Here is a 14,558-nt window from a genome sequence, read left to right on the forward strand (position 1 = left end):
GGATGGGCGCACCATGCCGCTGCCCGCCCTCCGCGCCACCCGACCCGCCTGGCTCACCCCGCGGGTGGCCCGCACCGAGATCCTGGCCGGGCTGGTGGTCGCCCTCGCGCTCATCCCCGAGGTCATCAGCTTCTCCGTCCTGGCCGGGGTCGATCCCCGCGTCGGGCTGTTCGCCTCGTTCACGACGGCGGTCGTCATCGCGTTCACCGGCGGCCGGCCTGCGATGATCAGCGCGGCGGCCGGGGCGATCGCCCTGGTCATCGCCCCGCTGGTCGCCTCGCACGGGGTGGAGCACCTCATCGCGGCGGTCATCCTCGGCGGCGTCGTCCAGATCCTGCTGGGCCTGGCCGGCTTCGCCCGGCTCATGCGGTTCATCCCGCGCAGCGTGATGGTGGGGTTCGTCAACTCGCTGGCGATCCTGATCCTCAGCGCCCAGCTGACCCACCTGGTCGACGTGCCGTGGCTGGTCTACCCGATGGTCGCCGCCGGGCTGGCGATCATCTACCTGTTCCCCCGGCTGACCACCGCCGTCCCGGCTCCCCTGGTGGCGATCGTCGCCCTGACCGGCCTCGCCGTCGCCGCCGGGCTGGACCTGCCCGGCGTCGGGGACGAGGGCCGGCTGCCCGACGGCCTGCCGTCTCTCGTCCTCCCTGACGTCCCGCTGACCTGGGAGACGCTGCGGATCATCACCCCTTACGCCTTGGCGATCGCGTTCGTGGGGCTGATGGAGTGGCTGATGACGGCGAAGCTCGTCGACGACATCACCGACAGCCACTCCGACAAGACCCGGGAGACGTGGGGCCAGGGCGTGGCCAACGTGGTCACCGGCTTCTTCGGCGGCATGGGTGGCTGCGCCATGATCGGCCAGACGATGATCAACGTGAAGACGGCGGGCGCCCGGACCCGGCTGTCGACGTTCCTCGCGGGCGTCTTCCTGCTCGTCCTCGTCGTCGCCCTGGGCGACGTCGTCGCGGCCATCCCGATGGCGGCGCTGGTCGCGGTGATGATCTTCGTGTCGCTCACCACCTTCGACTGGCACAGCCTGCGGACGCTGCCCCGGATGCCGCGCAGCGAGACCGCGGTCATGGTCTCGACCGTGGCCGTCGTCGTCGCCACCTCGAACCTGGCCGTCGGCGTCGGCGTCGGCGTCCTCGTCGCCTGCGTGCTCTTCGCCCGACGGGTGGCCCACCTGGTCGAGGTCACCGCCACCACCGACGGGCGCGGCCGGCGGGTCTACGCCGTGCGCGGGGCGCTGTTCTTCGCCTCGAGCAACGACCTCGTCTACCAGTTCGACTACGCCGGCGACCCGGCCGAGGTCGTCGTCGACCTCTCCGGGGCGCAGGTGTGGGACGCCTCGACGGTCGCCGCGCTGGACGCCGTCACGCACAGGTACGCCACCCGGGGCAAGCAGGTGCAGATCGTCGGCCTCGACGAGCAGTCCGCCGTCCGCTTCGCGCGGCACACCGGCCGGCTGGGCTGAACCCCGCGCCCGATCGGGTGTGACCTCGCCCGGAGGGGATGCGCGCGGAAGGGCCGGAGGCCAGGCTGGTCCGGTGCCGCAGACCGCCCCCGGCCTCCCGGGCCTCCCGCCCGGGCTGACCGGGCCGGTGGGCGTGCAGCTGGCCAAGCCGGTGCGGGCGATCCCGCCGGTCAACGCGCTGCCCGGCGGCTGCCGGTACGAGCCCAAGTGGGACGGCTACCGGCTCGTGGTCGTGCGGACCGGGAGCGGCACGCGGCTGTGGTCCAAGCAGGGCCGCGACCTCACCGACCGGTTCCCCGACGTCGCGGCCGCCGCGCTCGCCCAGGTGCCGGCCGGCACGGTGCTCGACGGCGAGGTCGTCATCTGGCACGCCGACCGGCTGGACTTCGGCCTGCTCCAGCAGCGCATGGTGACCTCGGCCGGCCGGCTCGCCGCGCAGGTCGCCGCGCACCCGGCCTCCTACGTCGCCTTCGACGTACTCGCCCTGGGCGGCACCGACCTGCGCGAGCAGACCCTGGGCCGCCGGCGGGCCGAGCTGGAGACGCTGTCCGCGCGCTGGGCGCCGCCGATGCAGCTCTCCCCCAGCACCGCCGACCCGGTGCTGGCCCGCGAGTGGTTCGACGACTTCCGCGCCGCCGGCGTCGAGGGCCTGGTCGCGAAGGGAGCCGGCACGCGGTACGCCCCCGGCCGCCGGGAGTGGCTCAAGGTCAAGAGCTGGGAGAGCACCGAGGTGGTGGCCGGTGGCGTCATCGGCCCGCTGGACCGGCCGAGCCAGCTGGTCGCCGGCCGCTACCGGGACGGCGAGCTCGTGGTCGTCGGCCGGACCGTGCCGCTGGACCCCCGGCAGAGCGCAGAGCTCGCCGCCGTCCTCCGGCCCGCGGACGACGACCACCCGTGGCCCGACCGCGTCGGCACCGGCCGCTTCGGCGGAGGCCGGCTGTCGGTGCCGCTGACCCGCGTGCGCCCCGACGTCGTCGTCGAGGTGAGCGCCGACGCCGCCCTGCAGGCAGGGGTCTTCCGGCACCCGTTGCGGTACCTCCGCGTCCGCGCCGACCTCCGGGTCGAGGACCTGCCGCCGCTGGCCTGAGCCGCCCGGCGGCCCTCCTCCCCCTCGCGGGTGAAGCCGCACAAGATCATCTACCGGCGGGTCGATGGGATCGGCGTGAGGAACTCCGCCGACCCCGTCGCGCGCTCCGCCTGGCGGCACGCCGGTCTTGTCGCGATCGCCGTGGTCGTCATGATGGTCGTCGACCCCCGGGGGGCCTGGCGGGCGGCCGCCGAGGCCGCGTTCTTCGCCGTCGGCCTGACCGCCGTCCCGGTGGCCCTGCGCGTGCACCGCACCGGGGCCGTCGCCGCCTGGCTCGGCCTGGCCAGCTGCATGCTGCTCTTCGGGGTCAGCAGCCTCGTCGACATCCCCGTGTTCCTCGGCGGCCCCCCGTTCCTGGGCGTGATCGAGGTGTCCCTCGACGTCATCGCGTACGGCTGCCTGCTGGTGGCCGCGGTGGCCCAGCTCGTCGCCGGCCGGCCGTGGCGCCGCCTGGAGACCTGGGCGGACGCCCTCGGCCTGCTGCTCGGCGGGGCGCTCGGCGTGCTGGCGTTCGCCGGGACGACCGGGATCGACGGCGTCGGCGCCGGCCTCCCGCTGCTCACCGCCGTCGTCCTGCTGGTCGGCGTGCCGCTGGCCTTCTCGGGCTCCAGCCGCTCGACCAGCGCCCGGGCGCTGCTCACCGGCGGGCTGTGCATCGTCGTCGGGTTCGCCGTGCAGCTGGGCACCGGCGTCCCGGACGAGGCCACCGTCTTCGACGACGTGACCCTGTTCGCCATCGCCACGATCGTGCTGGCCGGCCGGCACCCGTCGGTCGCCCGGCTGGGCCAGCGGGCCGAGGTGGATGACGTCGTCACCACCGGCCGGGTCGTCAGCCTCGGCGCGACCCTGCTGGTCAGCCCGGCCCTGCTGCTCATGCTGGGCATCCACCACGGCGGGCAGGCCTACCTGCTCAGCGTGGGGAGCGCGGCGCTCACCGGGCTGGCGCTCTGGCGGGTCGCCGGGCTCACCCGGGAGCGCGAGCTCACCCGGGCCGCGCTCGCCGAGAGCGAGGCCCGCCTGCAGCTGCTGCTGGAGAACTCGGCCGACGTGATCGCGATCGTCGACGCCACCGGCGTGGTCACCTACATGAGCCCCGCCGTCCAGACGCTGCTCGGCCGGCCGCCGGCGCACTACGTGGGCCGCACCGCCGTCGAGCTGGCGCACCCCCGCGACCGGGCGCGGCTGCGCGACGCGGTGGCCACCGCCGGCCGGGCCGGATCCCCCGGCGCCGGCGCCGTGGACGCCGACCTGCGCCTGGAGCACAGCGCCGGCGGCACCCGCTGGGTGGAGATGCGGCTCAGCGGCCGGGTGGACGCCGTGAACATCAGCGGCTGGGTGGTGAACCTCCGCGAGGTGACCGACCGGAAGCTGTTCGAGGAGGAGCTCCGGCGCCAGGCGCAGACCGACCCGCTGACCGGGGTGCTCAACCGGGGGGCGTTCTCCGAGCGGCTGGCCGCCGCCACCGCCGCCATCGACCCGGCCGCGCCGCCGGCGGTGCTCTTCGTCGACCTCGACGACTTCAAGGCCGTGAACGACACCCTGGGTCACGCGGCCGGCGACGACCTGCTGCTCACCGTCGCCGCCCGGCTGGCCGGCGACGTGCGCGCCGAGGACGTCGTCGCCCGGCTGGGCGGGGACGAGTTCGCCGTGCTGCTGGTGGACGCCGACGACGCGCGCCTGGCCGAGGTGGCGCAGCGGCTGCTGGACTCGCTGCGCGCGCCCATGGCGCTGGGCGGCACCACGCTGACGGTCACCGCGAGCATCGGCGGCGCGCTCGGCAGGCCCGGCGACACCCCGGATCGGTTGCTGCACCGGGCCGACACCGCCATGTACGACGCGAAGCGCGCGGGCAAGGACTCCGCGGCGCTGCTCGGCGGCGAGGCGGCCCAGCCGGTCTGAGCCGGCCGGGCGCGTGCGGGATCAGCGCACGCGGGCTCAGCGCAAGCGGGAGGCCAGCCGCACCGTCAGGCCGGTCGGGCCGGGCAGCAGGTCGACGTGGTCGAAGAGCTTGCGGGCCAGCCACAGGCCCATGCCCCCGCGGCCGAGGTCCGGCCCGTGCGCGGGCCGGAAACCCGCGAGCAGGTCGGCGAAACCGGAGCCGTGGTCGGTGATCGTGACCACGAGGTCGCGGTCGTCGGCCCACACCCGGGCCGACACCGGGGGCCGGCCGTGCCGGAACGCGTTCGCCGCGATCTCGGCGGCGGCCAGCAGCGCGTCCTCCCGCTGGTCCCGGTCGCGCACCACCCGCGCGAGGACCGCGCCGATGTCGTGCCGCAGGCCGGCCAGGGTGGGGGCGTCCTCGATGACGAGGACCGGCGGCACGTCCTCGACCGGCTCCCTCGGGAGCGGTAGCGCCGGCACGTACTCGGCGGGGTCCTGGAACCGCGGGTTGGCCACCCACGCAGCGCCGTCGACGAGCAGCGGGTGGGTGGCGGCGGCGCTCTCCACGACGGCCGCCGGCAGGTACCGGCGGTCGTACAGGCAGAGCGACGCGAGCGGGGCGTCGGACCCCAGGACCCGGTTGGCGACGGACTCGAAGCGCTGCCCCTCGCGCCAGCCGGCCGGGTCGTCCCCGAAGTCGATCCCCGACAGCACCCGGAGCCGCCCGCTGCGGCTCGCGCTCGCGCGCTCCAGGTAGCTGATGCCGGTGCTGAACGCATCAGGGGCGCGGTTGCCCAGCAGCGTCAGCCGCGGGTCGTTCTCGACGTCCCGCAGCCGCTCGTCCAGTGCGCCGGCCACCACCTCGGCCATCTCCGGGCGGCAGCTCAGCACGACCAGGTCGCCCGCGCGCAGGCCGTTCTCCAGATAGGGGACGGCGACGGCGAGCAGGTCCGCGTCGGACCCGACGACGGCCGCCGCGTGCGTCACGGTCGTCGACGGCGGCGTGCGGGGGCCGGGCACCACGGGGTGCCGCGTCACCTCGCCCGCAGTGGAATCCACCGACCCTCACCCTGTCCGGGGCCGGATGTCGCCGGCCGCATCCGCCCAGTCTCGGCCATGCCCGCCGCCCGTGCGGACCCGGGGCACCCTAACCGCTCCGGCGCCCGCGCGCCGGGTGGTCGGACGACGGGGGGCAGCAGGTCAGCCCGGCACCAGCCGGTAGAACCGGAAGAAGTCGTGCTCGACGGGCAGCACCTCCACGTCGGCGAACCCGGTCTGCCGGGCGTAGCCGCGCGGGGTGGCCGGCCGCACCACGGTGGAGGTCTCAGCGACCCGCTCGTCGACCACCAGCACCGTCCCGTCCGGCCGCACCATGGTCCGCATCGCGGCGAGCACCGCGACCGGGTCGGCCAGGTCGTGCACGCACTCGAACGCCGTCACCAGGTCGTAGCTGCCGTCGCCGGTGCGCTCGCCCGCATCGGCGAGGGAGAAGGTGACGCGGTCGGCCACCCCGGCGGCGAGGGCGTTGCGCTGCGCCTGCTCCAGGGAGGGTGCGTCGACGTCGAAGCCGTCGACCCGCACCGCCGGACAGCCCCCTGCGATCCCGATCGAGGACCAGCCCAGCCCGCACCCGACGTCGGCGACCCGGCCGCCTCCGCGCAGCACGGCGTCGACCTCCGGCAGCACTTCGGCGACCAGGGGCCCGACGAAGAACGGCCGGTTCGCCGCCGCCTGGCCCTCGCGCGCCTCCGGGCCCTCTGGGCCCAGCTCAGCCCACCGCCGGTGCGGTAGACCTCGGCCAGCCGCGGCAGGTTGCGGGTGAAGGCCATGGCCAGCCTGGCCAGCGGCGCGGCGTACCCGGGGTCGTCGTCGTCCACCAGGACCGCGCGGTGCTCCTCCGGCAGCGCGTAGCAGCGGTCGTCCGGCGGCGCCGCGACGTGGTCCACCATCAGGTAGCCGGCGACGGCCTGCTGCTCCAGCCACTCGCGCGCGTAGCGCGGATCGGTGCCGGTGCGGGCGGCGAGCTACGCGGCGGTCGCCGGGTCGTCGGCGAGCGCGCCGTACCAGCCCAGCCGGCAGCCGAGGTCGACCGCGGCCGCCTCGAACGCACCGATCACCGCCGCGAGCAGCCGGTCGCCCAGCGCGGAGGGCGCGCTCAGCTCCGCCATGTCCGTCATGCCCCCACACCGTGCCTCGGGCACCCGCCGCCGACAAGGGGTCCGGCGGCGTGGGGTCAGCGCCGGGTGGACACCGTGACGGTGAACTTCGGCGTCTGCTCGGCGACCCGGGTGGGGCCGACGACGCGGGTCAGCGCCGGCTTGTAGCGCAGCGCGCTGTTGTAGACAGTCCACAGCTCCCCGCCCGGCCGCAGCACCCGCGCCGCGGCGGCGAACAGCCGGTCCGCGGCGGTCGTGACGACGGCCGCGCCCACGTGGAACGGCGGGTTGCAGACGATGAGGTCGACGCTGCCGGCGGGCACGGTCTCGGCCGCGTCGTCGCGGACCACCCGGATGCGGTCGCCGAGGCCGTTGGCGGCGGCGGTGGCACGGGCGGAGGCGACCGCGGCGGCGGACTGGTCGGCGGCGAGCACCCGCAGCGCGGGCCGGGCGGTGGCGAGCGCGGCGGCGAGCACCCCGGTGCCGCAGCCCAGGTCGAGGGCGACGTCGGCGCCGGGCGCCATGGCGTCGAGCCGGCCCAGCAGCGCCCGCGTGCCGATGTCCACGCGCGTCCCGGCGAAGGCGGCGCCGTGCGCGCACACGGTGAGCCCCAGGTCGGGGTGCTCCTGGCGGCGGGGGAAGGACGCCGTCCCGGGGCGCGGGCCGCGGGCGACGAGCACCCGCGACTTCTGCCGGGCGAGCGTCGCGGAGACCTCGGTGAACGAGTCGCCGAGGACGTCGTTCATCGCGCGGGTCATGTGCTTGACCCGGCCGCCGACGAGCACCGTCACGTCGGGGGCGGCGACGTCGGCGATCCGCTCGGCGATCTCGCGCAGCGCGTCCAGCGCCTTCGGGGCCTGCACCAGCACCACGCGGGCGCCGGCGGCGACCTCCTCGAGCGGCAGCGAGCGGTAGGTGCCGGCCAGGCCGGTGCGCTCGGCGTTGCGGGCCAGCGCCCGCTCCCCCACGAGCAGGTCCTGCGCCACCCGGACGTCGCGGGCGCCGTGCAGCGCCACCGCGCCGAGGGTGAGCGCCCCGTAGGCGTCGTCGACGACGGCGACCTCGCCCGGCCCGCAGAGCGCGAGCGCGGCCGCGCCCTCGTCCAGCAGCAGCCGGTCGGTCGCGTCGACGGCGACCAGCTCCGGCGCCTCGACGTCGGGCGCCCGCCGCAGCGCGGCGAACAGCTCGGGGGCGGACATGGCCACTACTGCCCCTCGGGGAGCGGGGTGGCGGCGATCAGGTCGGCGACGACGCGGGCGAGCTCCGGCCCGACGTCCTCCTGCAGGAAGTGGCCGCCACCGACCAGGGTCGGGTGGGTCCGCCCCTGGGCGCCCGGGACCAGCTTCTGGAACACCCGCTCGCCGCCGCGGGTGATCGCGTCGCCGTCGGAGAAGGCGGTGAGGAAGGGCTTGTCCCAGCGGGAGAGCACCTCCCACGCCGCGCGGTTGTCGGCGGCGGCCGGGTCGTCGGCGTCGGCCGGGACGAGGGCCGGCAGCACCCGCGGGCCGGCGGTGTACCGCTCGTCGGGGAAGGGCGCGTCGTAGGCGGCGACCACGTCGGCCGGCAGGTCGCTGGTGCAGCCGTTGCTCACCACCCGGCCGACCTGGAACTGCGGCGACTCCTGCGAGAACCGGCGCCACGCGAGGAACGCCTCGGTGACCGGGCGGTCGCCGGTGGGCAGCCCACCGTTGGCGATCACCACACGGGCGAAGCGCTCCGGGTTCTCGGCCACCAGCCGGAGGCCGATGAGCGCGCCCCAGTCCTGCCCGACGAACGTCACGTCGCGCAGGTCCAGCTCGTCGAGCAGCGCCTGCCGCATCCACGCCACGTGCCGGGCGTAGGTGTGGTCGGTGCGCTGCGCCGGCTTGTCCGAGCGGCCGAAGCCGACCAGGTCGGGGGCGACGACGCGCAGCCCGGCGTCGACCAGCACCGGGATCATCCGCCGGTACAGGAAGGACCACGACGGCTCCCCGTGCAGCAGGAGGACGGTCTCGCCGTCCGCCGGCCCCTCGTCGACGACGGCGACCCGCAGCCGGCCGCCCTCGCCGTCGTCGACCTCGACGTAGCGGGGCGCGTAAGGGAACTCCGGGAGGTCGGTGAACCGCTCCTCGGGCGTGCGCAGCGTCTCCATGCATCTCACCCTGCCAGGCGCCCCGGGCTCGCGCGGGGTCCCGCTCGAGCGGTCGCCCCCCGCGCGAGGCCGCGGGGCGGGCGCAGGCATGATCGCGGGTGTGTCCCTAACCACACGCGAGTGGCAGCTGGCGGCCCGTCCGCACGGTGAGCCGAAGCCCGAGGACTTCCGCCTGGTCGAGCTCGAGCGGCCCGACCCCACGGACGGCCAGGTCGTCGTCCGGATGCTGGCGATGTCCGTCGACCCGTACATGCGCGGCCGGATGAACGCGGGCAAGTCCTACGCCGCCGCGTGGGAGGTCGGCGAGACCATGCAGGGCGGCGCGATCGGCCGCGTCGTCGACAGCCGCTCCGCCGACGTCCCCGAGGGCGCGCTGGTCTCCACCAACGCCGGCTGGCGCGACATCGCCGTCCTGGACGCCCGTGCGGTCCAGGTCCTCCCCGAGCTCCCCGGCATCCCGCCGAGCTACCACCTCGGCGTCCTGGGCATGCCCGGGCTGACCGCGTGGGCCGGCCTCTTCCGGCTCCGCCGAGTTCAAGGCCGGCGACGTCGTCTTCGTCTCCGGTGCCGCCGGCGCCGTCGGCAGCATCGTGGGCCAGCTCGCCCGCCTGCACGGCGCCGCCGCCGTCATCGGCAGCGCCGGCACCCCGGACAAGGTGCGCTGGCTGACCGAGGAGCTCGGCTTCACCTCGGCGTTCGACTACCACGACGGCCCGGTCGCCAAGCAGCTCGCGCAGGCCGCGCCCGACGGCATCGACGTCTACTTCGACAACGTCGGCGGCGAGCACCTCGAGGCCGCGATCGGCGCCTTCAACGAGTTCGGCCGGGGCGCGCTGTGCGGGGCCATCTCCGCCTACAACGCCACCGAGCCGCCGCCCGGGCCGCGCAACATGAGCCTGATGGTCGGCCGCAAGCTGAGCCTGCGCGGGTTCATCGTCGGCGACCACTACGACATGCGCGACGAGTTCATCGAGAAGGTCACGCCACTGGTGACCTCCGGCGAGCTGGTGGTCCGCGAGACCGTCCGCGAGGGCCTGGACCAGGCCGCGGCGACCTTCATCGACCTCCTGCGCGGCGGCAACACCGGCAAGATGGTCGTCAAGCTGGCCGACGACGTCTGACCTGCTCGCCGGTCGCCCGCTCTGCGGGCCGGTTCCGGACGTTGCGGTCGCGATCGCGGCGGCAACGTCCGGAACCCACCGGCAGAGCGAGGCAGCATCGTTGCGGTCCTCGCATCCGGCGACCCCGGCTTCGTGCTGCCGGACAGCCGCGGCGCGCAGGCCTGGGCGCAGGGCCACGTGCCCGGCGCGGAGATCCCCCGCCGGGCCGCCACCGAGCTCGACCCGGCGGTGCCGGTCGTCGCCTACTGCTGGGGACCCGGCTGCAACGGCGCCACCCGGGCCGGCCTCGCGCTGGCCCGGCTCGGGTTCCGGGTGCGGGAGATGATCGGCGGCTTCGAGTACTGGGCCCGGGAGGGCCTGCCGGTGGCGACGGCGGACGGCGTGTCCGCGCGCCCGGCCGACCCGCCTCACCGCCCCGGCCGGGGTCAGCTGCGGCTGCTGAGCCCGGGTGCGGGGTCGTCGGCCAGCCGTGACCACAGCAGCTCGTCATGCGTCGCGCCGTCGCCGTACCGGTAGGAACGCCGCAGCCGGCCCTCGCGGGTGAAGCCGGCCTTCTCGGCGACCCGCCCCGAGGCGGTGTTCTCGACGGCGTGGCAGAGCTCGACCCGCTCGATCGGCAGCGTGGCGAACGCCCACCGGCACACGGCGTCGACGGCGACCGCCGCCAGGCCCCGCCCCCGCGCCGCCGGCGCCGTCCAGTAGCCGACCGAGGCGCCGCCGTGGAAGCGGTCGATCGAGTGAAGCGACACCGACCCGAGGACGACGTCGTCCCGGCCGGGCTCGACGAGCGCCCACGAGGCGTGGTCGCCGGAGCTCCAGTCCAGCCGGCGGCCCAGCAGCACGAGGGCGTCGGTGCGCGAGGCGACGCCGCCGCCGTTCCACAGCCGGATGTCGGGGTCCTGGAACGCCGTCCACACCTCGTCGACGTCGTCCTCCCGCCAGGGGCGCAGCCGCACCGGGCCGGCGGGGAGGACGACGGGCTCCAGGGGCTCGGGGAGCGGGGCTGCGGACACCTCCCGATCGTCGCCGCACCCCCCGCCCCGCAGCGACCCGGGGGACTTTCGGTACCGAAAGTCCGGGGAGGGAAGGGACTTTCGGTACCGAAAGTCCGGGGGGGAGGGACCTTCGGTACAGAAAGTCCGGGGAGGGGAGGGACTTTCGGTACAGAAAGTCCTGGTGGGGACGGCGCGCACGGGCTGGTCTACGCTCGGCGGCACAACTGAACACACACATTCACAGCAGGGGAGCGCTTCGGCGCTGAGAGTGCGGGATCCCGCAGACCCTCGAACCTGATCCGGGTCATGCCGGCGCAGGGAGTCTGGAGGAACACATGGCCGATCAGGCCGTCCACCCGTCGTCCACCGGTGCCGCCGATGGGCGGGGCACCAGTCGCTGGCGCACCGTCGACATCGTCGTCACCGCCGTCCTCGGCGTCGCCTTCGGCGTCGTCTTCTGGGCGTGGGGCCTGCTCTGGGCGGCGCTCGACGCGCCGTTCACCGCGTTCCCGCCCGGCCAGGCCGTCATGTACGGCGTCTGGCTGATCCCGGCGGTGCTCGCGCCGCTGGTCGTCCGCAAGGCCGGCGCGGGGCTCTTCGCCGAGTTCCTCGCCGCCGTCGTCTCCGCGCTGCTCGGCTCCGCGTGGGGCACGCTCGTGCTGCTCCAGGGCCTGGTGCAGGGCGTGGGCGGCGAGGTCGGGTTCGCCGCGTTCGGCTACCGCCGCTGGGGCTGGCCGCAGGCGCTGCTCGCCGCGCTCGGCGCGGGCGTGGCGGCGGCGCTGTTCGACCTCGTCAACTACTACGCCGACTGGTCGGCGACCTGGCAGCTGAGCTACGTGGCGCTGGTCGCGGCCAGCACCGTGCTCATCGCCGGCGTCGGCGGCACCTGGCTGCGGCGCTCGTTGGCCGCGACCGGCGCGCTCTCGGCCTTCCCGGCCGGCCGCACACGGGTCTGACCACGGACGGCAGCACGGCGGCCGCCGGGCCGGCCGCCGTGCGGCTGACCGGCTGGGGGTTCCGCTACGCCAGCCGGCACGCCTGGGCCGCGCGCGCGGTCGACCTGCGCGTGCAGCCCGGGGAGCGGGTGCTGCTCACCGGCGCCTCGGGCGCGGGCAAGTCCACCCTGCTGCACGCGCTCGCCGGGCTGCTCGGCGAGGAGCAGGGCGAGCAGGCCGGCGAGCTGGCCGTCGCCGGGCGGACGGCGTCCGAGGCCCGCTCGGGGACGGCGATCGTCTTCCAGGACCCCGACGCGCAGCTGGTCATGACCCGGGCCGGGGACGACGTCGCCTTCGGGCTGGAGAACGCCGGCCTCCCCGCCGACCGGATCTGGCCGGCCGTCGACGCCGCGCTGGCCGCCGTCGGCTTCCCGTACGGCCGCGACCGGGCCACCGCCGCGCTCTCCGGCGGGCAGAAGCAGCGGCTGGTGCTCGCCGGCGCGCTCGCCGGGCGGCCGGGCCTGCTGCTGCTCGACGAGCCGACGGCGCAGCTCGACCCGGACGGCGCGGCGATCGTGCGGGCGGCCGTGGACCGGGCGGTCGCCGACCGCGCCACCACGCTGCTCGTCGTCGACCACGACGCCGGGGCCTGGCTGCCGCTGGTCGACCGCGTCGTCGAGCTGCTGCCCGGCGGTGGCGCCGTCGAGCACGGGCCGGGCTGGGCGCCGGCCCCGCTGCGGGTGCCGGTCCGGACGTCCCGGGCGGCCGGGGAGGTGCTGCTGCGCGCCGAGGCCGCCGGCTTCACCCACCGCGGCGGCACCGCCCCCGCGCTCCCGCCCACCGACGTCGCGGTGCCCGCCGGCCGGACGCTGGCCGTCACCGGACCCAACGGCGCGGGCAAGTCCACCCTCGCGCTGCTGCTCGCCGCGCTGCGCGGCCCCACCACCGGGCGGGTGACCGCGGGGCCGTCCCTGACCGCGGGCCTGCCCCGGCCCGCCCGGCCGCCGCACCGCTGGCGGGCCGACCACCTCGTGCGGCGCATCGGCACGGTCTTCCAGCACCCGGAGCACCAGTTCCTCACCGGCCGGGTGCGGGCCGAGCTCGCGCTGGGCCCGCTGCGCAGCGGCGCCGGCGACGACGCCGCGCACCGCCGGGCCGACGAGCTGATGGAGCGGCTCGGCCTGGCCGCGCTCGCCGACGCCAACCCGTTCACCCTCTCCGGCGGCCAGCAGCGCCGGCTGTCGGTGGCGACGGCGCTGGCCACCGCGCCGTCGGTGCTGGTGCTCGACGAGCCCACGTTCGGGCAGGACCGGGACACCTGGAGCGAGCTGGTCACCCTGCTCGCCGAGCAGCAGGAGGCCGGCCGGGCCCTGGTGCTGGTCACCCACGACGCCGCGGTCGTCTCGGCCCTGGCCGACGACGTCCTCCGGCTGGGCCCGGCGGCGCAGGAGGTGGTGACCGCGTGAGCTCGCCGCTGGCTCTCGGCCCGGTGCGTCCGGTGCCGCTGTCCGCGATCAACCCGGTCGCCCAGCTGGGCGCGCTCGGCGTCGTCCTGCCCGTGCTCCTGGTGAGCGGGGACCTGCTCACCCCGCTGGTCCTGCTCGCCGCCGAGGTCTGCCTGCTGCCCGCGGCCGGCCTGGGCCGGCCCCGCGCCCTGCTCGCCCGCACCTGGCCGCTGCTCCTCGGCGCTGCGGGCGTCGCCTGGGTGAACGTGCTGTTCGGCGACGCGGACGCCGGCGGGTGGTCCTCGGCGGTCGCGCTGGCGGTGCGGGTGCTCGCCCTCGCGCTGCCCGGCGTCCTGCTGGTCGCCTCCACCGATCCGGTGCGGCTGGCCGACGCCCTCACCCTGCACTGGCGGGTCTCCACCCGGTTCGCCTACGGCGCGCTGGCCGCCCTCCGCCTGGTGCCGCTGCTGGCGACCGAGTGGCAGACGATCCGGCAGGCCCGCCGGGCACGGGGCATCGAGCCCGGGCGCAACCCCGTCGCGCACGCGCGGCTGTTCGCGGGGACGGCGTTCGGGCTGCTCGTCGGGGCGGTCCGGCGCGGCACGCGGCTGGCCACGGCCATGGATGCGCGTGGCTTCGACTCGGGGGTGCCGCGGAGCAACGCCCGCGGCTCGCGGCTGCGCGCCCGGGACGCGGCCTACCTGGTCGGCGCCGTCGTCGTCTGCCTGGTCGCCGTGCTGGTCAGCGTCCGGGCGGGCAGCTGGCACCCCGTGCTCGGCTGACCGGCCGACCCCTCGGGGTGACGTACGTCGCATCCAGGTTTGGCGGCGGACTGCCGAGCCCATACACAGGTGTTCGGCGAGCCATGTCCACGGCGGCCGAGGATGCGAGGGGTCAGCACGTGACGGGGCAAGCGGCAGATCGCGTGTGGCCGTCCGCTGCCCCTCCGGCAGCCGAACCCCTCCTGCACTGGCAGCTCGGCGAGGTCGCCGAGCTGCCCCGGATGCGGGCCGACGTCCGCGCCACCGTGGCCGACCAGGTCGAGCCGGACGTGCTGGACCAGCTCATCCTGGCGCTGGACGAGATGGCCTCGAACGCCCTGCGGCACGGCGGTGGCCGGGTCGAGGCGGCCGTCCGGCTCACCGACACCGGGTACCTCATCGAGGTGTCCGACTCCGCTCCCGCGCAGCCGCCCACCCCGGCGGTGGACCGCGACCCCAGCCAGGGCGGCCTCGGGCTGTACCTGATCGCCCGCATGGCGCTGCGCCACGGCTGGTACGCCGGCCGCAGCGCCAAGCACGTCTGGGCGCTGCTCCCCCGCGGCTGA

The 14,558-nt window shown here is 76.2% G+C and carries 14 protein-coding genes, 1 pseudogene and 1 riboswitch; of the genes and pseudogenes, 9 read left to right on the forward strand and 6 right to left on the reverse strand.

Going from position 1 to position 14,558, the window contains the following annotated elements; all coding sequences use genetic code 11:
* Positions 1–13: 13 nt before the first annotated feature.
* The 3 genes from JKP76_RS04495 to JKP76_RS23240 all read left to right on the forward strand — a co-directional run bounded on the left by JKP76_RS04495 (position 14) and on the right by JKP76_RS23240 (position 4,466).
* Complete coding sequence (locus JKP76_RS04495; RefSeq protein WP_200489728.1) at positions 14–1,480, forward strand: SulP family inorganic anion transporter; 1,467 nt, start codon at positions 14–16, stop codon at positions 1,478–1,480.
* Positions 1,481–1,553: 73 nt separating this feature from the next.
* The gene (locus tag JKP76_RS04500) at positions 1,554–2,567 is read left to right on the forward strand and encodes an ATP-dependent DNA ligase (protein WP_200489729.1); all 1,014 of its coding nucleotides are present in this window, start codon (positions 1,554–1,556) and stop codon (positions 2,565–2,567) included.
* 30 nt (positions 2,568–2,597) lie between these two features.
* Positions 2,598–4,466, forward strand: a complete 1,869-nt coding sequence (locus JKP76_RS23240; protein ID WP_200489730.1) for a sensor domain-containing diguanylate cyclase — start codon at positions 2,598–2,600, stop codon at positions 4,464–4,466.
* A 36-nt stretch (positions 4,467–4,502) separates the two neighbouring features.
* Here the strand turns inward: JKP76_RS23240 and JKP76_RS22930 are convergent, their stop codons facing one another.
* The 5 genes from JKP76_RS22930 to JKP76_RS04530 all read right to left on the reverse strand — a co-directional run bounded on the left by JKP76_RS22930 (position 4,503) and on the right by JKP76_RS04530 (position 8,735).
* Positions 4,503–5,507 (reverse strand): sensor histidine kinase, encoded by a 1,005-nt coding sequence (locus JKP76_RS22930; RefSeq protein WP_200489731.1) that lies wholly within the window; start codon positions 5,505–5,507, stop codon positions 4,503–4,505.
* A 141-nt stretch (positions 5,508–5,648) separates the two neighbouring features.
* Positions 5,649–6,134 (reverse strand): bifunctional 2-polyprenyl-6-hydroxyphenol methylase/3-demethylubiquinol 3-O-methyltransferase UbiG, encoded by a 486-nt coding sequence (locus JKP76_RS04515; RefSeq protein WP_200489732.1) that lies wholly within the window; start codon positions 6,132–6,134, stop codon positions 5,649–5,651.
* A 338-nt stretch (positions 6,135–6,472) separates the two neighbouring features.
* Positions 6,473–6,625 (reverse strand): hypothetical protein, encoded by a 153-nt coding sequence (locus JKP76_RS04520; RefSeq protein ID WP_200489733.1) that lies wholly within the window; start codon positions 6,623–6,625, stop codon positions 6,473–6,475.
* A gap of 56 nt (positions 6,626–6,681) precedes the next feature.
* On the reverse strand, positions 6,682–7,803 hold the full coding sequence (locus JKP76_RS04525) for a class I SAM-dependent methyltransferase (protein WP_200489734.1): 1,122 nt from the start codon (positions 7,801–7,803) through the stop codon (positions 6,682–6,684).
* Between the two features lie 5 nt (positions 7,804–7,808).
* Positions 7,809–8,735, reverse strand: a complete 927-nt coding sequence (locus JKP76_RS04530; RefSeq protein WP_200489735.1) for a haloalkane dehalogenase — start codon at positions 8,733–8,735, stop codon at positions 7,809–7,811.
* 88 nt (positions 8,736–8,823) lie between these two features.
* On the opposite strand from JKP76_RS04530, the pseudogene JKP76_RS23245 reads away from it, so the two are divergent.
* Positions 8,824–9,856, forward strand: a pseudogene (locus JKP76_RS23245) (NADP-dependent oxidoreductase).
* Positions 9,857–9,988: 132 nt separating this feature from the next.
* Positions 9,989–10,372 (forward strand): rhodanese-like domain-containing protein, encoded by a 384-nt coding sequence (locus JKP76_RS04540; protein ID WP_200489736.1) that lies wholly within the window; start codon positions 9,989–9,991, stop codon positions 10,370–10,372.
* On the opposite strand, the gene JKP76_RS04545 is transcribed toward JKP76_RS04540, so the two are convergent.
* Positions 10,282–10,869, reverse strand: coding sequence for a GNAT family N-acetyltransferase (locus JKP76_RS04545; RefSeq protein ID WP_309230028.1), 588 nt, complete (start codon positions 10,867–10,869; stop codon positions 10,282–10,284). The genes JKP76_RS04540 and JKP76_RS04545 overlap by 91 nt on opposite strands.
* A 217-nt stretch (positions 10,870–11,086) precedes the next feature.
* Positions 11,087–11,190: riboswitch (TPP riboswitch) on the forward strand.
* Here JKP76_RS04545 and JKP76_RS04550 point away from each other — a divergent pair.
* The 4 genes from JKP76_RS04550 (at position 11,187) to JKP76_RS04565 (ending at position 14,558) form a co-directional block, all read left to right on the forward strand.
* Positions 11,187–11,807 (forward strand): ECF transporter S component, encoded by a 621-nt coding sequence (locus tag JKP76_RS04550; protein WP_200489737.1) that lies wholly within the window; start codon positions 11,187–11,189, stop codon positions 11,805–11,807. It overlaps the preceding riboswitch by 4 nt.
* Before the next feature lie 38 nt (positions 11,808–11,845).
* The gene (locus tag JKP76_RS04555; protein WP_309230029.1) at positions 11,846–13,252 is read left to right on the forward strand and encodes an ABC transporter ATP-binding protein; all 1,407 of its coding nucleotides are present in this window, start codon (positions 11,846–11,848) and stop codon (positions 13,250–13,252) included.
* Entirely contained in the window at positions 13,249–14,013 is a 765-nt protein-coding gene (locus tag JKP76_RS04560) for an energy-coupling factor transporter transmembrane protein EcfT (RefSeq protein WP_200489738.1), read from the forward strand. The genes JKP76_RS04555 and JKP76_RS04560 overlap by 4 nt, the downstream gene beginning before the upstream one ends.
* Positions 14,014–14,156: 143 nt before the next feature.
* Entirely contained in the window at positions 14,157–14,558 is a 402-nt protein-coding gene (locus tag JKP76_RS04565) for an ATP-binding protein (RefSeq protein WP_309230031.1), read from the forward strand.

It is taken from the genome of Blastococcus sp. TML/C7B, assembly GCF_016612845.1.
In the GTDB taxonomy this organism is placed as follows: domain Bacteria; phylum Actinomycetota; class Actinomycetes; order Mycobacteriales; family Geodermatophilaceae; genus Blastococcus.

What these genes read in the sequence shown, in the direction of transcription:
- JKP76_RS04495 (WP_200489728.1), top strand. Translation starts at nt 14, where the DNA reads ATGCCGCTGCCCGCCCTCCGCGCCACCCGACCCGCCTGGCTCACCCCG.
- JKP76_RS04520 (WP_200489733.1), bottom strand. Translation starts at nt 6,625, where the DNA reads ATGACGGACATGGCGGAGCTGAGCGCGCCCTCCGCGCTGGGCGACCGG.
- JKP76_RS04525 (WP_200489734.1), bottom strand. Translation starts at nt 7,803, where the DNA reads ATGTCCGCCCCCGAGCTGTTCGCCGCGCTGCGGCGGGCGCCCGACGTC.
- JKP76_RS04530 (WP_200489735.1), bottom strand. Translation starts at nt 8,735, where the DNA reads ATGGAGACGCTGCGCACGCCCGAGGAGCGGTTCACCGACCTCCCGGAG.
- JKP76_RS04550 (WP_200489737.1), top strand. Translation starts at nt 11,187, where the DNA reads ATGGCCGATCAGGCCGTCCACCCGTCGTCCACCGGTGCCGCCGATGGG.